A 15238-nucleotide genomic window follows, 5' to 3' on the forward strand; every position below is an offset into this window, starting at 1 on the left:
GGTGACTAACCGGTCAGGCGGGCGCTGATGAAGATGATCTCGCCCAGCGGGTCGTCCTCGCTGGGGTCGGGGACACGCAACCCGTGGCGTCGGAACAGTTCGGTGCGGGTCACTCCGTCGGCCTCCCAGCCCTTGGCGCGCAGATAGTCGACCACGTGGTTGCGTTCACCGGCGTAGACCAGGGATGCCATGTCGATGTCCACGCCGTGGTCGCGTAACGACGGAGACATGTCCCGGACCTTGTCGGCGTCGAAATCCACGATGCCAGGCACGAATTCGGTGGCGATGGTGCTGCCCGGGACGCTGAGCGCGGCGATGTTGTCGAACAGCCGGTCCTGGGCGTCGGGCGGCAGATAGATCAGCAGACCCTCGGCCAGCCATGCCGTCGGCCGGCTCGGGTCCAGGCCGGCTTCGCGCAGCGCCGTCGGCCAGTCTCCGCGCAGATCGATGGCGACGGTGCGCCGGACAGCGGTGGGCTCGGCGCCGAGGTCGGCCAGCGTGGTCGTCTTGAACTCGATCACCTGCGGTTGGTCGATCTCGTAGACCACCGTCCCGTCCGGCCACGGCAACCGGTAGGCGCGGGCGTCCAACCCCGAGGCCAGGATCACCACCTGACGGACCCCGGCGCCGGTGGCTTCGGCGAAGTACTCGTCAAAGTACTTGGTGCGCACGCCCATTCCGTCGATCATCGCCTGCACCCGCTCCGGGGTGATGTTCTCGAACGCGTCGGGGTCGAGTTCACCGTCGAGCATCTTGGTGAAGAAATCCACCCCGACCGCGCGTACCAGTGGTTCGGCGAACGGGTCGTCGATCAGGCCGTCGGGGGACTTGGTCACCATCGCGCGCCCAGCCGCGACCATGGTCGCGGTGGCGCCGACGCTGGACGCCAGATCCCAGTTGTCGTCGTGAGCGCGTGGCATGCCTACAGGGTCCCACTGACGTAAAGCATCTCGACCACCGGTGCATCCTCCTCCACCACGGCCGGCGGAAGACCGTTGGCCGCCCGCAACTCGGGAAGCGGGATAGCGGTCATGCGCCACCCGCGCTCGGACAGATACGCCGAAGCTTCGTTGCGCTCGCCGAGGTAGATGAGATTGCCCATGTCGATGTCGAAACCGTGTGATCGCCAACGCTCGGAAACCTTGTGCATGTGCTGTTCGAGTTGGCTGTCGTCGACGGGCTCGGTTCGGTTCATGCCCTCGGTGGCCAACCGGCTGCCCGGTGCGCTGAGTTCGGTGATCGTGTCCAGCAGCCGGTCCTGGGCTTCCGGCGGCAGGTATCCGAGCAGCCCCTCCGCGCTCCACGCGGTGGCCTGGGTGGCGTCGAATCCGGCTTCGCGCAATGCCGTTGGCCAGTCGTCCCGCAGGTCGACGGCCACGGTGCGCTGGTCCGCACTGGGCGTGGCACCCAGCTCGGCCAGGGTGCGGGACTTGAACTCGATGACCTGCGGCTGGTCGATCTCGTAGACCACGGTCCCGTCCGGCCACGGCAGCCGGTAGGCCCGCGCATCCAGCCCGGAGGCCAGGATCACGGCCTGCTTGATGCCCGCCGCCGTCGCCTCCAGAAAGAACTCGTCGAAGAACTTGGTGCGGACCGCCATGTTCTCCGCGACGTTGGCGACGCCGCTGAACGGGCGCTGCGGATCGTTGTCGAGCTCGGCGACGGTGGTCTCTCCGGACGCCAGCCGGGTGAGGAGGTCCACGCCGACGGCGCGCACCAGCGGCTCGGCGAACGGGTCGTTGATCAGCGGGTTCTCGGCGCGCGTCGCCATCGCGCGGCCGGCGGCCACCATGGTCGCGGTCACCCCGACACTGGAGGCAAGGTCCCACGTGTCGCCGTCGTATCGTGCTCCGCTGGAAGTCATGGGATGCCTCATTCGCTCGTGACCAATTGATACTTAGCCAACATAACAAATCTTTCGCGCCGAAACCGGTCCCCAAGCCTTCGCTGCACGGCAACCTGGAGCCATGACTGACCCGAGTTCGTTTCGGTTGGCAGGCAAACGAGTGCTCATCACGGGTGCCTCGTCGGGCGTCGGTGCGGCCCTGGCCAGGATGGCGGCTGGCCAAGGGGCGGTGGTGGGGCTGATCGCCCGCCGGAAGGACCGGCTGACCGAGGTACTGGCCGACTGCCGCACCACCTCGCCGGATTCGGTGATGTGGACGGCCGACCTCGCCGACGCCATCACCGCCAGCCGGTTGGCGCTGCAGGCCTGGCATGCGATGGGCGGGATCGACGTGCTGGTCAACAACGCCGCCATCCCCAAACGGCGGGCCGTCACCGCACTCAAGCCCGACGAGGTCGAGGCCGTCCTGCAGGTCAACTTCGTCGCCGCGATGCGGCTGACGCTGGCCCTGCTGCCGCGGATGCTGGCGCGGCGCTCGGGGCTGATCGTCAATGTGGCCAGTATCGCCGGGCGGCTCGGCATCAAAGGTGAATCCGCCTACTGCGCAAGCAAGTTCGCGTTGTGCGGCTGGAGCGAAGCGATGGCGATCGATTTGGTGAACACCGGCGTCGCGGTGAAGTTGATCCAGCTCGGCCCCGTCGACACCGAGATCTGGGACCAGCCCGACAACGACGAACCCTTCTACCGCGGACCCAAGGTCGCTGCCGACGAAGCCGCCCGGGGCATCATCGCAGCCCTCGGGACCGATCGATTCGAGCATTACGTGCCCGACCTGAAAGCGGTGGTCGACGCCAAGAACGCCGACCTCGACGCATTCATCGCCGGTGCCGCGGCCATGGGACGGCAGTGAAAGCACTCGTCTACGGTGTGGCGCCGGAGCCGGTCCAGGTTCCCGACGACGCCGGCCCACTGGTGCGCAACCTCGCCCATACCCCGACGGCTTTGCGGCACGTGCCCGATCCGGCTCTGCTGCGCCCGGATTGGGTGATCACCCGGCCGCGGTTGACCGGCATCTGCGGATCGGATTCCAAGCAGATCCTGATGGACTTCGGCGAGGACGACGCGGACAACGCGATGGCGGCGTTCTGTTCCTTCCCGCAGGTCATGGGCCACGAGGTGGTTGCCGACGTGATCGAGTTGGGACCCGGCGCCCGGGGACTCGAGGTCGGCCAACGCGTGGTGCTCAATCCCTGGCTGTCCTGCGTGCCGCGCGGCATCGAAAAGCTCTGCCCCGCTTGTGAAAACGGCGACTACAGCCTGTGCTGGAGCTTCACCGACGGGGACATCAAGGCCGGCATCCACACCGGTGTCTCGGCTGAGGTCACCGGCGGCTACGCCGAGTTGATGCCCGCCCACGACAGCATGCTGTTTCCGGTGCCGGACTCGCTGCCCGACGAAGCGGCCGTGTTCGCCGACCCGTTCTCGGTGTCCCTGCACGCGATCACCAGACATCCGCCACCTGCCTCGGGACGCGCGCTGGTCTACGGCGCCGGGTCGCTGGGGCTGTGCGCGGTCGCGATACTTCGGACGCTCTATCCGGACGTGGCGGTGGCGGTGGTGGCTCGTTTCGACGCCCAGGCCGAGCTGGCCCGCGGGTTCGGGGCCGCCAAAGTCGTTGCGCACGAACCGCGTCTGGCCGTCATTGAGGAATTGGCGGCCTGGGGCGGGGGCCGGTTACGGCAGCCGCTGCTGCTGTTGCCGATGGCCCATCCCGGCGCGGTCGACGTCGTCTACGACACCGTCGGCAAGCCGGAGACCTTCGAAGTCGGGGTGCGGGTGCTGACCGCGCGGGGAACGCTGGTCAAGGCCGGGGTGCACGCGCCCGGGCGGTGGGAGTGGAGCCCGCTGTACTTCAAGGAGATCAGCTGGGTCGGGTCCAACACGTTCGGCGTCGAGGAGGTCGACGGGCAGCGCAAGCACGCCATCGAGCACTACCTCGACCTCGTGACTGCCGGCCGAATCGACCTGCGCCGCATGCTCACTCACACCTTCCGTTTGGAGCAATGGCGCGAGGCTTTTCTGGCGATCGCCGATCAGGGCCGTAGCGGCGCGGTGAAGGTGGCGATCGATCAGCGCTGATCGTGAGCCATCGTCTGCGTGTTACGGCGATCACCGCATTCGAGCTGCCCGTCGGCGCCGGCTACCTGCAGCGTCGAGACGATTTTCTCCGACTATTGAGTTCCCGTACATTCCCGCTCGATCGCGGAAGTGCGCTTCGGGCAGGCGAAGTGGCGGCCGCTGATGTCGCGACCGGCTAGGCCGGGCGGGTGGCGCGGTAATACACCAACTGTCCGAGTAGGCGATGCGGCTGCACGCCGACCTGCGTGCACTCGAATCCGGCCGCCCGCAACAGGTCCGGGATCGGGCAGGCGGCATGGTGGTGTTGGTGCCGCAGCAGTCGTGTCAACGGTCCGCTGTGGGTATGAGCCTCACCACCGATATCGACCAGGTGCAGGCTGCCGCCCGGACGCAGCACCCGCAGAACCTCGGCCGCCGCAGCCGGTTTCGCATCGTCGGGAAGATGATGCAGCATCATCGATGACAGCACCCGGTCGAATTCGCCGTCGGCATAGGGCAATCGCTCGGCATACGCCTGGTCGAACCGAATCCCGCTCAAGCCGGCCGCCTTGCGTCGCGCCCGGTCCAAGATCTGCGGGTCGGGATCGGACCCGACGGCATCGATTCCGGGCCGGGAGCGCTTGGCCGCGATGATGACATTGCCGGTGCCGCAACCGATTTCCAGGACACGCTGGCCGTCGGCGAGTTCGGCCTGCGCGACGAGCCGGGGATAGACGCGGGTAAGTCCCATCAGCCGGGCGATCAGGTCATACGCGGGCAGCAGGGCAGGATGAGCCGTGGCCGGAAGATAGTCATGTGGATGATGTTTGGTCATATGATTCATTCTGTCGCGATGTAGCGCCGAGCAATTGGGTGATTGTCGTCGAAATAGGGACTATCTTTGGTTGCATGTCCACCCGCCTCAGCCGGCATCGCGGTGGTGTGCCCGTCTATCGGTACCGAAGTGATCCGGACACGCCTCCCGTCTCGGTAGCCCGGCGCGACGAACTCGTCGAGCCGCACGCGCATATCCACGATTTTCCCGCCCTGTGGTACACACCGGTTGCGGGTGTGGTTCGGGTGGTCGCGCCCGGCAAGGTGCTCGAGCCACAACAGATAGTTGCCGCTGAGGACGGGTTCGCGGTGTTCTTCGATCCGGTGGCTCTCGGCGGGGACGCGGGGTCGCCGTGGCCGGCCTGGCAGACACATCCGCTGCTGTTCCCGTTCCTGCACGGTGAGGCCGGCGGGGTGCTGTGTCTGGAGGTGCCCGCCGACCGGCGATCGGTGTGGGATGCCGCGATCCGCGCGATCGAATGCGAGTTGAGCGAGCGTCAGGAGGGTTACCGTCAGGCCGCCCTGGCGCACCTGACGCTGCTGCTGATCGAACTCGCCCGCCTGGCCCACGACGTGGTGGCCGATCTTCGTCGTAACGGCGAACCGCTGCTGGCCGAAGTGTTCGCGGTGATCGACAAGCGCCGCGGTGAGCCGCTGTCGCTGCGGGACGTGGCAGCCGAGGTCGGGCTGACACCCGGGCACCTGACGACCGTGGTACGTCGTCGCACCGGACGCACCGTGCAGGAGTGGATCATCGAGCGCCGGATGGCGGCGGCACGCGACCTGCTCGCCGAGACGGATCTCCCCGTCGGTGAGGTCGCCCGGCGGGTCGGCATATCCGATCCCGGGTACTTCAGCAGACTGTTCAGCCGGACACACGGCGGCACCCCTCGGCAGTGGCGCGCCGGCCAGGGCGCCCATCGAGTGTGAATCGCCCGACGCGTCCCCGGCGTGTCGGGTCGTAGGAGTCCCGCTCGGCCATGGCATCCGTTGACAGCCCGACTCGAACACTGTTCTAATCAGAACGTTGTTCGAAAGAACCAACGGGGGGAGGCGGCGTGGAGGCGCCGGTGCTGCGATACGGGGCCCTGGACCGCGCGCATCTGACAAGGCATCTGTGGCAGTTGGCCAAACGAGTCGGCGTCAACCGGGTCACCATGCGCGCGTTGGCCGCGGAAGCCGGAACCAGACCGTCGTCGGTGTACTACCACGTGCGCGACAAGTCCGAACTGCTCGACCTGCTGATCGAATCGGTGCTCGCGCAGATCGAGGTGCCGCGCCACGGCGATTGGGAATCGCGTCTGGTCGCGCTCTACACCAGTGCGTGGACCGTGCTCATCGAGGTGCCGGGCATCGCGGCCCTGCTGTTGGACCATCCGCACACCGCCGCGGCGACCGAGATGGACCGGGCATCGCGGACCATTCTGCACGAATCCGGTTTGCCCACTCCGCAATTCGAAGCGGCCCACACTGCGCTGTACATCCACCTGCTGGGGTCGGTGCAGCTCGCCCACCTGAATGCGGTGGACCAGCAGACCTTCACTTATGGGCTGCGGCTGATTATCAACGGGCTGCGCGAGGAGATCCGATGACCGACACCACAATCGACCTCGCCCATCCGGCGATCTGGGCGTCGCAGTTCCCCGAAGACTTGTTCGCCCAATTGCGCGCCCGCACCCCGGTGTTTCACCAGCAGCTCACCGAGGACGTCAAATCCGCTGTCGGACGCGAATTCTGGGTGTGCACCAGGCATACCGACGTGGCGCGAGTGCACCGCGATTACGAGTCGTTCACCGCAACTCGCGGCCCGCTGATCCAGGACATGCCGCTGTTCGACATCTATCCCGCGATCGTGAGCCTGGACCCGCCCGACCACACCGTCCGCCGCAGGGTGATCACCCGGGCGTTCACGCCACGCGCGGTGGCCAAGCTGGAAGACGGGATCCGGGCCCGGGCCAAGGCGATGGCGGGCGCGCTGCTGGACGCCGGCGGTGGCGAATTCGTCGATCTGGCAGCGGGATTGCCGATATCGGTGATCGGTGACATCGTCGGCATCCCCGAGCAGGACCGGTCCCATGTGTTCGGTCTGATCGACAAGGTGCTCAAGACCGCGGGCGGGCAGCTGTCGATCCCGGGGGGCGACGACCTGATGCCCTTCATGGAACTGTTTCAATACGCCAGCGATCTGACCGCCCGCAAGCGCGCCGATCCCGTCGACGACATCTGGAGCGCACTGTGCACCACCGAGATCACCGCGGAGACGGGGGAGACGTTCTTACTCCCGGCCAACGAGTTGGAGATCTTCTTCTTCATCCTGGGGTTGGCGGGCGCCGACACCACACGAAATGCATTGTGCGACGGCATCAGAGCGTTCGTCGCCAATCCCGAACAGATCGCGATCTACCGGTCGGATCCCGACGCGCGTCGCACCGCGGTCGAGGAAGTGATCCGATATTCCACACCCATCATGTTCTGGGTGCGTGGCGCGACCAAGGACGTCATCCTCGGTGACACGCCGATCCCGGCGGGCGCACGCGTGGTGACCATGTTGCGCTCGGCCAACCGCGACGAAGACGTCTTCGTCGATCCCTATCGCTTCGACATCCGTCGTGATCCCAATCCACATCAATCCTTTGGCGGCGGCGGCGCCCATCACTGCCTGGGTGCCATGCTGGCCCGGGCTGAGGTCAGGGCCGCCCTCGACGAAATACTGTTGAACACCAACGAGATTGAGCTCGAGCAGCCGAGGCTGCTGCTGCCGAACATGGCCAACAACATGACCGTCTACGAGTCACTGCCGGTCAGCCTCAATTAGAGCGGTCCGATGTCCAGCCACTGGTCGACATCGAACCGGTCCTCGACGGCACGCAGGGTCGCCCCGCCACGACCCGGATAGTGCGCCGGCACGACAGTGGCGCCGGCCGCGATCGCCTCGGTGAAGATCCGGCGCCGGGTGACCGCGGCGGCGTCGGCGTCCACGTCGAACGCGCACGCATCATCGGGTCGACGTATTTGCAGCGGACTGTGCGTGAGGTCGCCGACGAAGACCGCCGGCCGGCCCGCATCCAGCCACAGCACCGACGAACCCGGCGTGTGCCCGGGGGCGGGGCGCAGTCGCAGCGACGGGCTGATCTGGTAGTCGTCGGACCACTGGACGATCTGGTGGTCGACGGGCAGGACGCTGTCCTCGAAGACGAGGCGGTGACTCAACTGTTCTTCTTCGGTCAGTGCCGCGGTCGCGTCGGGGTGGAAGTAACGGTAGTCGGCTTCGGGTACCAGGTAGCGGGCGTTGGGAAACGTCGGCACCCAGGAATCGTTGTCGCGCATGGTGTTCCACCCGACATGGTCGGAATGGAGATGGGTGTTGACCACGACGTCGACATCGTTGCGGTCGACCCCGGCCGACTCCAGTGCGGCCAGGAACGGAGTGTCCAGGTGGTCCAGCGGCGGCAGCTGCGGGCGGGCGCGGTCGTTGCCGACGCCGGTGTCCACCACGACGGTCAAACCGTCGACCTCGACGATCCAGCTCTGAACCGCGATATGCCACCGATCGGTGCCAGGGTCGAAGAAGTGCGGCACCAGCAGGTCGGCGTTGTCGTCCCAACCCTGCGCCGGCGTGTGCGCTAAAGCACCGGTGGGCAGGTCGAACCGCAGTTCCACCACTCGCGTCAGGCGGGCGCGGCCGAGCTGTACCGGGATCATCTCCCTCCTCGCGGTGAGTGTGAATTGCGCGACGCAAGTGCCGCGTGTCGCGTCGCAGAATTCACGGTGGGCGCGTAAAACAACGCGGTTCAGGAGTTCGCTCGCAGGTAGCTGTACACCCCGGCGAAATTTCGGTTCACTTCCTCCGGTACCGGCACCGGCCCGCCGAGCGCCCTTGCACCCCAGGCTATTTGCGCGGTGCGCTCGACCAGGGCGGTGATGTGCAGCACCTTGTCGGGCCGCGGGCCCACCGCCACCAGACCGTGGTTGGCGATCAGCGCGGCCCCGCGGCCCTCCAAAGCCTTGACCGCATTGGCACCGACATCGGGCGTGCCCGACGCGGCGTACTCGGCGCACCGGACATCACCGCCGCAGTAGACCGCGAATTCGTCGATGCAGGCCGGAATCGGCTGGTGCGCAACGGCGAACATGGTCGCCCACACCGGATGGCTGTGGATGACACTGCCGATGTCGTCGAACGCGTGGAAACACGCCAGGTGCAGCGCCATCTCGGTGGACGGCATGCGGCCTTCCTTCGCGTGCAGCACGGCGCCCTCCGGGTCGACCAGCACCAGGTCGTCGAGCGCCATGTCCGCGTAGTCGACCGACGACGGCGTGATCACCAGGTTGCCGTCGGGGCGGCGCGCCGAGATGTTGCCGGCCGTCCCTTCGACCAGGCCCCGGCGCAGCATGTCCTTGGCCGCGGCCAACACCGCGGCTTCGGTGTCCTCCACGAACTTCATGAGCCCAGCACCTCCGGGTTGACGATATGGGCGGGTCTCGCGCCGGACAGCAGTGCCTCCAGATCGTCGGCAACCATCTGCGCCTGCCGGGCCTCAGTGTTCCACGTGGCCCCACCGATGTGCGGGGTCAGCACGACGTTGGGCATGGCCGTCAGCGGGTGATCGGTGGGCAGCCATTCGCCGGCGAAATGATCCAGTCCGGCGGCGGCCACCTTGCCGCTGCGCAACGCCTCGACCAATGCGTCGGTGTCGTGCAGCTGGGCGCGCGCGGTGTTGAGGAAGACGACACCGTCGCGCATGGCGGCGAACTCGCGGGCGCCGATCATCCCGGCGGTGTCCTCGGTGACCGGCGCGTGCAGCGAGACGACGTCGGATTCGGCCAGCAGCTCGTCGAGGCTGTGCTGAGCCTGGTCGCTGTACGGGTCGTAGGCGATGACCCGCAGGCCCAGCCCGGTCAGCCGCCAGCGGGTGGCCCGGCCGACGGCCCCCAAACCCACCAGTCCGGCGGTCAGTCCCGAGATCTCGGGGCCGCGGAACCGCTGATACGGGATGGTGCCATCGCGAAACATGTTGCCGCTGCGCACATCCGCGTCCGCGCTCAGCAACCCGCGGGTGGCGGCCAGCAGCAACGCCACCGTCAGTTCGGCGACGGCGTCGGCGTTGCGGCCGGGGGTGTACAACACCGGGACGCCGGCGGCAGTGGCGGCGGGCACATCCACGTTGTTGGGGTCGCCGCGAGTGGACGCCACCGCGCGCAGACCCAGCTGCAGCACCGGTCCCTTGACCGAATCACCTTCCACCACAATGATTTCGGCAACTTCGGCAGTGATCCGCTCGGCCAGTTGTTCGGCGCTGTAGATGCGGAGCGGATCGAGCTCACGTATCCATGGGTCGTACACCACGTCGACCAGCCGGCGCAGTTTGTCGAACCCGGGTCCGCGCAGCGGGGCGGTTACCAGGGCACGCGGTCGAGGGGTCACGTCTGCCAATGCTGGCGTACCGTGACGCCCGTGTCACGCGAAGACGTCACGATCGGCATCGACGTCGGCACCACGGCGGCCAAAGCGGTCGCGGCCGACGAGAACGGCCGCGTGCTGGCGCGGGTGCGGATCCCGCATCAGCTGAGGGTGCCCGAGCCCGACCAACTCGAACACGACGCCGACGAGGCGTGGCGCCAGGGTCCGGTGGTGGCGTTGCATCGGCTGGCCGAACCCGCGACGCGCAGGGTGCAGGCGGTGGCGGTGTCGTCGATGGTGCCGTCGATGACGGCCGTCGACACCGCGGGCCGTCCCGTCACACCGGGCCTGCTGTACGGCGACAGCCGCGGCCGGGTGCTCGACGCGTCCGAGCAACCGGTGCCGGCAGTGGGCGAGGCGGCCGAGTTCCTGCGCTGGACGGCGGCGCAAGCGCCGGAAGCCGCCGGGTACTGGCCCGCGCCGGCGGTGGCCAACCACGCGCTGGCCGGCGAGGCGGTGGTCGACTTCGCCACCGCCATCACCACGCTTCCGTTGTTCGACGGAACGGGATGGAACCCGGCGGCGTGCGCCGACTGCGGCGCCCGCGCCGAGCAGATGCCGCGGGTCGAGACCTTCGGTGCGCCGGTGGGGCAGGTGCATGCCGCCTCGAAGGATTCGGCCGTGCTGGCCACCGGGGCGATCGACGCGTTGTGCGAGCAGATCGTCGCCGGCGCCGATCACGACGGCGATGTGCTGGTGCTGTGCGGCACCACGCTGATCGTCTGGATCACGGTTCCCGAAGCCAGGCAGGTGCCCGGGTTGTGGACCATCCCGCACACGGCGCCGGGCAAAAGCATGATCGGCGGGGCCAGCAATGCCGGCGGGTTGTTCCTTGGATGGGTGGATCGTGTTCTGGCGCAAGGTGATCCGACGACGACCGACCCGCGGCGGGTTCCGGTCTGGCTGCCCTACATCCGCGGCGAACGCACCCCGTTCCATGACCCGGACCGGCGCGCGCTGCTGGACGGGGTGGATCTCACGCACGACTCCGCAGCGCTGCGGCGCGCGGCCTACGAGGCCTCGGGGTTCGTCGTCCGGCAGATCCTGGAATTGAGCGGCGCTCCGGTGCGGCGCATCGTCGCTTCGGGCGGCGGCACCCGGGTGCAGCCTTGGATGCAAGCCCTCGCGGACGTCACCGGTCGCCCGGTCGAAATCTCCGCAGCCCCGGAGGGGGCCGCGCTGGGTGCGGCGTTCCTGGCCCGGCTGGCCGTCGGCCTGGAATCGGTGATCACCGACGCCGCCCGCTGGGCACGCGTCGGGCACGTCGTCGAACCCCGCCCGGAGTGGATCGGGCCGACCAAGGACCGGTATCGGCGGTTCCTGGAGCTCAGTGGATCGCGATTGAGCCACAGCTAGTGGTCAGTGCGGATGAGTTCAATCGCTCCCGAGACCTGTTGAACGCCTTCATATATCACCATGGCACCGATGAGAAAGATATGGGATACTGCTATGCGTCTCGGGTTCTCGCTGGTGCGCTAACGTGTCACGCAGAGCAGTCGACCGCGACCTCGAGAGCCGTGCAAATGGCGCGCATCCGCGTGTCGGCGAGCCTGCCAAGCCGATTCACCAACACCCCGACCGACACACTTTCGACCGAGTCCAAATTCACCGCGGAACGGCGTGGGATCGGATCCAGACCCGGTTCAAGAACAACCTCGCTGGCCAGCCCACGGATGTTTGTGGTGCAGGGAGCGACGAGTGCCCGTCGAAGCCGCGGGATCGCCGCATCGCGCGACAGCACAACTACTGGACGTCGGCCGATTCCGGCCATTTCGCACCACCACACCTCTCCGCGCGCCGGAAGTGCGCTCACGAGTCCCCAGCCGCCCGACGCCACGACGCTAGATCGCCCCACTCGTCGGGCTTATCAATGGGGTGCTTGTCGTAGGCCGCATAGCTCGCATCCACCTCAGCCGATCGATGACGAGCAAGTAATGCCCCAAGGGCCTCGTCGATCAGCGCTGCGTCAGTGATCCCGCTCCGCACGCTGCGTGCACTGCTCAGCAGCAGGGAATCGACAGTAGTGCTCAGGCGTATGCGATTCATGCCATTATTATGCCACGACTGCGGTGCAAACTCCGCTGCAAGTTTTGGCGCACCAACCTGGTGAAGCGCGCGGCGACCTCCGGGCTCAGGGCCTCCTCAGCGGCGGAAGGCACCGTGCCGTGGCCGGCCTTCGCGAAGCCCGAATTGAGGCCGAAGCCACGAAAGGTCAAGAACCGGTACCGAAGGATCGGTGGCGCGCATCCGCGCGTGGCGTTCTAGGCTTATGCAATGACCGACCACGACCAGACCGCCGTTCGTCGAGAGATCGCAGACGCCTTGCTGGCCGCGCTGGAACGCCGGCATGAGGTCGCCGACGCCATCGTGGAGGCCAAGAACAAGTCCGCCGCGGTCGAGGCGATCGTGAAGTTGCTGGGCACCTCGCATCTGGCCGCCGAAGCCGTGATGAGTATGTCGTTCGACCAGCTCACCCAGGATGCCCGGGCGAAGATCCTGGCCGAGCTCGACGACTTGAACAAGCAGCTCAGCTTCGCTCTCCAGGAGCGGCCGGCCAGCTCGGGGGAGACCCTGGAGCTGCGGGCGTTCTCGGCCGCCGAAGACCGTGACATCTTCACCACCCGCACCGAAGAGATCAAGTTCGCCGGTGACGGATCCGGTGCGCCCGCCGGCAGCATCGACGACGAGATCAGCAAGGCGCTTAAACGGCTGCACGACGAAGAGGCCGTGTGGTTCGTGGCCGAGGATTCCGGGGAGAAGGTCGGGATGGTGTTCGGCGAACTCCTGCATGGCGAGGTGAACGTCCGGATCTGGATTCACCCCGAGCACCGCAAGAAGGGTTTCGGCACCGCGGCGCTGCGCAAGTCACGCTCGGAGATGGCCTGGGCCTTCCCGGCCGTCCCGATGGTGGTGCGCGCGCCCGCCGCTAACCCCGAGTAGCGCAACGCGTTTCGCGGTCAGCCCCGGGTCGCGGTGACGGTGACGATGTTGCGCAGTTGAGCCAACTCGGAGTCGTCGGGGAAGGTGCGACCGTATTCGGCGAACAGCTCCCGCCGGGGACGGGTGTTGACCTGCCACCCGAGTCCGGTCAGGTAGTCGACCACGTTGCTGCGCTTACCGTCATAGAACAGTCCCGCCAGGTCGATGTCGCAGCCGAAACTGGCCCACCGCTGGTTGAACTGCTGTGCGCGTTCCGCCATCGCCACGCCCGAGTCGGGGTGGTATTCGGTGGCCAGCCGGCTGCCCGGCCCGCTCAGCGCGGTGATGTTGTCGAACAGTTGGTCCTGCGCTTGCGGCGGGAGGTACATCAACAGACCCTCGGCAATCCAGGCCGTGGCCAGATTCGGGTCGAAACCGTTGCCGCGCAACGCCGTCGGCCAGTCGTCGCGTAGGTCCACGCCGACCCACTTGCGGTGCGCCGACGGGGTGGCGCCCAGCGCCGACATCGCGGTGTTCTTGAAGTCGATGACCTCGGGCTGGTCGATTTCGTACACCACGACGCCACGCGGCCATTTCAACCGGTAGCTGCGCGCGTCCAGGCCGGCGGCCAGGATGACCACTTGCGCAACCCCGGCACCGGCGGCGTCGAGGAGGAATTCGTCGAAGAAGCGGGTGCGGACGGCAATGGAGTCGATCTCCAACGCGAAGTCGTGCTCGGGAGCATCGTCCGCCAGGTCGCCGTCGAGCAGGCGGACGAAGAAGTCGACGCCGACGGCTCGCACCAGCGGCGCCGCGAACGGATCGGTGATGACCGGGTTGTCCTGCTCGCTGGCCACGGCTCGGGCGGCCGCGACCATCGTCGCGGTGGCTCCCACGCTGGAGGCCAGATCCCAGCTGTCGCCGCTGGCTCGCTGTGACTGGGTAGGCATCGTCACTGCCGCTCCGCGCTGAGGAAGACCACCTCGCCGAACGGGGCGTCGTCACCTTCGGCCGCTTGCAGCCCGTGCTCGGCGAACAGCTCGGCGTTGGCCGCCGTGTTCGTCTGCCAGCCGTGGGCCGCCAGGTAGGTGTCCGCGTCGGTGCGGTCGTCGAAATACACCAGCGCGGCCATGTCGAAGTCCAGCCCGTGCCGGCTCCAGCGCTCGTTCTGGCGACGCATCCGGCGCCGCAGTTCGTCCTCGTTGAGCTCGTTGATGTCGAGCAGTCCTTCGGTGGCGAAGCGGCTGCCCGGCACGCTCAGCGCGGTGATCTGATCGAGCAGCCGGTCCTGGGCTTCGCCCGGCAGATACCCCAGCAACCCCTCGGCTATCCAGGCCGTGCGCTGGGTGGCGTCGAAATCGGCTTCGCGCAGGGCGGCCGGCCAGTCTTCGCGTAGGTCGACGGCCACCGTCCGGCGGTCGGCGGTGGGTTCGGCGCCTAGGCCGGACAGCGTCGCGGTCTTGAACTCGATCACCGCGGGCTGGTCGACCTCGAACACCGTCGTGCCCGACGGCAACCGCAGCCGGTAGGCGCGCGAGTCCAGACCCGCGGCCAAGATGACGGCCTGCCGGATCCCGGCACCGGTGGCAGAGCTGAAGAAGTCGTCGAAGAACCTGGTCCGGACGGCCATTGCGTTGGCGAAATGCACGGTGCCGGTTGCCGTTTCCTCGTCGAGGTCGGCCAGATCGAGTTCACCGGTGGCGAGCCGGGTGAAGAAGTCGACACCGACGGCGCGCACCAGCGGCTCGGCGAACTGGTCGGTGGCCACCGCACCCGCGCCCTCGGCGTCCCGTGCGGCCAGGGCCCGAGCTGCGGCGACCATGGTGGCCGTCAACCCCACACTGGACGCCAGGTCCCACGTGTCACCTTCGAACCGCGCGCTGCCCATCTGGGTCATCGAACAAACTCCCCACATACATTTCTGTTATTTAGCAAATATAACGAGCAACCCAGACTGTACGCCGCGCTCGCGGCCGGCACGGTGCCGTTAAAGGACCAGCGGTGAAAGGCTGTTAGTCTCGTACACGGTTTGACGCGCCTGTATCGTGGCAGGCCGTACG

The 15238-nt window shown here is 67.4% G+C and carries 16 protein-coding genes and 1 pseudogene; 7 read left to right on the plus strand and 10 right to left on the minus strand.

The features are described 5' to 3' along the window. Positions 1 to 5: 5 nt before the first annotated feature. Both AC5Y46_RS14155 and AC5Y46_RS14160 read right to left on the minus strand, forming a co-directional pair. Positions 6 to 920, minus strand: coding sequence for a class I SAM-dependent methyltransferase (locus tag AC5Y46_RS14155; RefSeq protein ID WP_499991821.1), 915 nt, complete (start codon positions 918 to 920; stop codon positions 6 to 8). 2 nt (positions 921 to 922) lie between these two features. After that, positions 923 to 1864 (minus strand): class I SAM-dependent methyltransferase, encoded by a 942-nt coding sequence (locus AC5Y46_RS14160; RefSeq protein ID WP_499991825.1) that lies wholly within the window; start codon positions 1862 to 1864, stop codon positions 923 to 925. Between the two features lie 127 nt (positions 1865 to 1991). Here AC5Y46_RS14160 and AC5Y46_RS14165 point away from each other — a divergent pair, with 127 nt between their 5' ends. Further along, positions 1992 to 2756, plus strand: a complete 765-nt coding sequence (locus AC5Y46_RS14165) for an SDR family NAD(P)-dependent oxidoreductase (RefSeq protein WP_499991970.1) — start codon at positions 1992 to 1994, stop codon at positions 2754 to 2756. Next, positions 2753 to 3985 carry a zinc-dependent alcohol dehydrogenase gene (locus AC5Y46_RS14170; RefSeq protein WP_499991826.1) on the plus strand — a complete coding sequence of 411 codons (1233 nt, stop codon included), beginning with the start codon at positions 2753 to 2755 and terminating at the stop codon, positions 3983 to 3985. The genes AC5Y46_RS14165 and AC5Y46_RS14170 overlap by 4 nt, the downstream gene beginning before the upstream one ends. 175 nt (positions 3986 to 4160) lie before the next feature. On the opposite strand, the gene AC5Y46_RS14175 is transcribed toward AC5Y46_RS14170, so the two are convergent. Then, positions 4161 to 4799 (minus strand): class I SAM-dependent methyltransferase, encoded by a 639-nt coding sequence (locus tag AC5Y46_RS14175; RefSeq protein ID WP_499991830.1) that lies wholly within the window; start codon positions 4797 to 4799, stop codon positions 4161 to 4163. Between the two features lie 74 nt (positions 4800 to 4873). On the opposite strand from AC5Y46_RS14175, the gene AC5Y46_RS14180 reads away from it, so the two are divergent. The 3 genes from AC5Y46_RS14180 to AC5Y46_RS14190 all read left to right on the plus strand — a co-directional run bounded on the left by AC5Y46_RS14180 (position 4874) and on the right by AC5Y46_RS14190 (position 7613). Beyond that, positions 4874 to 5728, plus strand: coding sequence for a helix-turn-helix transcriptional regulator (locus AC5Y46_RS14180; protein WP_499991832.1), 855 nt, complete (start codon positions 4874 to 4876; stop codon positions 5726 to 5728). A 128-nt stretch (positions 5729 to 5856) separates the two neighbouring features. Next, a complete protein-coding gene (locus tag AC5Y46_RS14185) occupies positions 5857 to 6390 on the plus strand; it encodes a TetR/AcrR family transcriptional regulator (protein ID WP_499991834.1) in 534 nt (177 codons plus the stop codon). Next, complete coding sequence (locus AC5Y46_RS14190; RefSeq protein ID WP_499991838.1) at positions 6387 to 7613, plus strand: cytochrome P450; 1227 nt, start codon at positions 6387 to 6389, stop codon at positions 7611 to 7613. Before AC5Y46_RS14185 ends, AC5Y46_RS14190 begins: the two co-directional genes overlap by 4 nt. On the opposite strand, the gene AC5Y46_RS14195 is transcribed toward AC5Y46_RS14190, so the two are convergent. The 3 genes from AC5Y46_RS14195 to AC5Y46_RS14205 form a co-directional block, all read right to left on the minus strand. Beyond that, positions 7610 to 8500: an MBL fold metallo-hydrolase gene (locus AC5Y46_RS14195; protein WP_499991840.1), complete on the minus strand. Its 891-nt coding sequence runs from the start codon at positions 8498 to 8500 to the stop codon at positions 7610 to 7612. The genes AC5Y46_RS14190 and AC5Y46_RS14195 overlap by 4 nt on opposite strands. An 89-nt stretch (positions 8501 to 8589) precedes the next feature. Further along, positions 8590 to 9243 carry an L-fuculose-phosphate aldolase gene (locus AC5Y46_RS14200; RefSeq protein ID WP_499991843.1) on the minus strand — a complete coding sequence of 218 codons (654 nt, stop codon included), beginning with the start codon at positions 9241 to 9243 and terminating at the stop codon, positions 8590 to 8592. After that, positions 9240 to 10223, minus strand: coding sequence for an NAD(P)-dependent oxidoreductase (locus tag AC5Y46_RS14205; protein ID WP_499991845.1), 984 nt, complete (start codon positions 10221 to 10223; stop codon positions 9240 to 9242). Before AC5Y46_RS14205 ends, AC5Y46_RS14200 begins: the two co-directional genes overlap by 4 nt. 30 nt (positions 10224 to 10253) lie before the next feature. Between AC5Y46_RS14205 and AC5Y46_RS14210 the strand changes: the two genes are divergently transcribed. After that, complete coding sequence (locus AC5Y46_RS14210) at positions 10254 to 11615, plus strand: xylulokinase (RefSeq protein ID WP_499991847.1); 1362 nt, start codon at positions 10254 to 10256, stop codon at positions 11613 to 11615. Between the two features lie 127 nt (positions 11616 to 11742). Here AC5Y46_RS14210 and AC5Y46_RS14215 read toward each other — a convergent pair whose 3' ends face one another. Together AC5Y46_RS14215 and AC5Y46_RS14220 are read right to left on the minus strand one after the other, a co-directional pair. After that, a complete protein-coding gene (locus AC5Y46_RS14215) occupies positions 11743 to 12072 on the minus strand; it encodes a type II toxin-antitoxin system PemK/MazF family toxin (RefSeq protein WP_499941867.1) in 330 nt (109 codons plus the stop codon). Continuing rightward, positions 12069 to 12329: pseudogene (locus tag AC5Y46_RS14220) on the minus strand (type II toxin-antitoxin system antitoxin MazE5); the annotation flags it as partial. The pseudogene AC5Y46_RS14220 and the gene AC5Y46_RS14215, both read right to left, overlap by 4 nt. A gap of 204 nt (positions 12330 to 12533) precedes the next feature. Between AC5Y46_RS14220 and AC5Y46_RS14225 the strand changes: the two are divergent. Further along, entirely contained in the window at positions 12534 to 13199 is a 666-nt protein-coding gene (locus tag AC5Y46_RS14225; RefSeq protein ID WP_499941456.1) for a GNAT family N-acetyltransferase, read from the plus strand. Between the two features lie 17 nt (positions 13200 to 13216). Here the strand turns inward: AC5Y46_RS14225 and AC5Y46_RS14230 are convergent, their stop codons facing one another. Together AC5Y46_RS14230 and AC5Y46_RS14235 are read right to left on the minus strand one after the other, a co-directional pair. Continuing rightward, the gene (locus AC5Y46_RS14230) at positions 13217 to 14128 is read right to left on the minus strand and encodes a class I SAM-dependent methyltransferase (protein WP_499991851.1); all 912 of its coding nucleotides are present in this window, start codon (positions 14126 to 14128) and stop codon (positions 13217 to 13219) included. A 2-nt stretch (positions 14129 to 14130) separates the two neighbouring features. After that, complete coding sequence (locus tag AC5Y46_RS14235) at positions 14131 to 15066, minus strand: SAM-dependent methyltransferase (protein ID WP_499991971.1); 936 nt, start codon at positions 15064 to 15066, stop codon at positions 14131 to 14133. Positions 15067 to 15238 lie beyond the last annotated feature (172 nt).

This window comes from Mycobacterium sp. NGS59, assembly GCF_059812345.1.

Bases quoted from the DNA above. Each gene is read 5' to 3' on its own strand.
- AC5Y46_RS14225 (WP_499941456.1), top strand. From the start codon at position 12,534: ATGACCGACCACGACCAGACCGCCGTTCGTCGAGAGATCGCAGACGCC.
- AC5Y46_RS14195 (WP_499991840.1), bottom strand. From the start codon at position 8,500: ATGATCCCGGTACAGCTCGGCCGCGCCCGCCTGACGCGAGTGGTGGAA.
- AC5Y46_RS14190 (WP_499991838.1), top strand. From the start codon at position 6,387: ATGACCGACACCACAATCGACCTCGCCCATCCGGCGATCTGGGCGTCG.
- AC5Y46_RS14200 (WP_499991843.1), bottom strand. From the start codon at position 9,243: ATGAAGTTCGTGGAGGACACCGAAGCCGCGGTGTTGGCCGCGGCCAAG.
- AC5Y46_RS14230 (WP_499991851.1), bottom strand. From the start codon at position 14,128: ATGCCTACCCAGTCACAGCGAGCCAGCGGCGACAGCTGGGATCTGGCC.
- AC5Y46_RS14160 (WP_499991825.1), bottom strand. From the start codon at position 1,864: ATGACTTCCAGCGGAGCACGATACGACGGCGACACGTGGGACCTTGCC.
- AC5Y46_RS14175 (WP_499991830.1), bottom strand. From the start codon at position 4,799: ATGACCAAACATCATCCACATGACTATCTTCCGGCCACGGCTCATCCT.
- AC5Y46_RS14155 (WP_499991821.1), bottom strand. From the start codon at position 920: ATGCCACGCGCTCACGACGACAACTGGGATCTGGCGTCCAGCGTCGGC.
- AC5Y46_RS14180 (WP_499991832.1), top strand. From the start codon at position 4,874: ATGTCCACCCGCCTCAGCCGGCATCGCGGTGGTGTGCCCGTCTATCGG.
- AC5Y46_RS14235 (WP_499991971.1), bottom strand. From the start codon at position 15,066: ATGGGCAGCGCGCGGTTCGAAGGTGACACGTGGGACCTGGCGTCCAGT.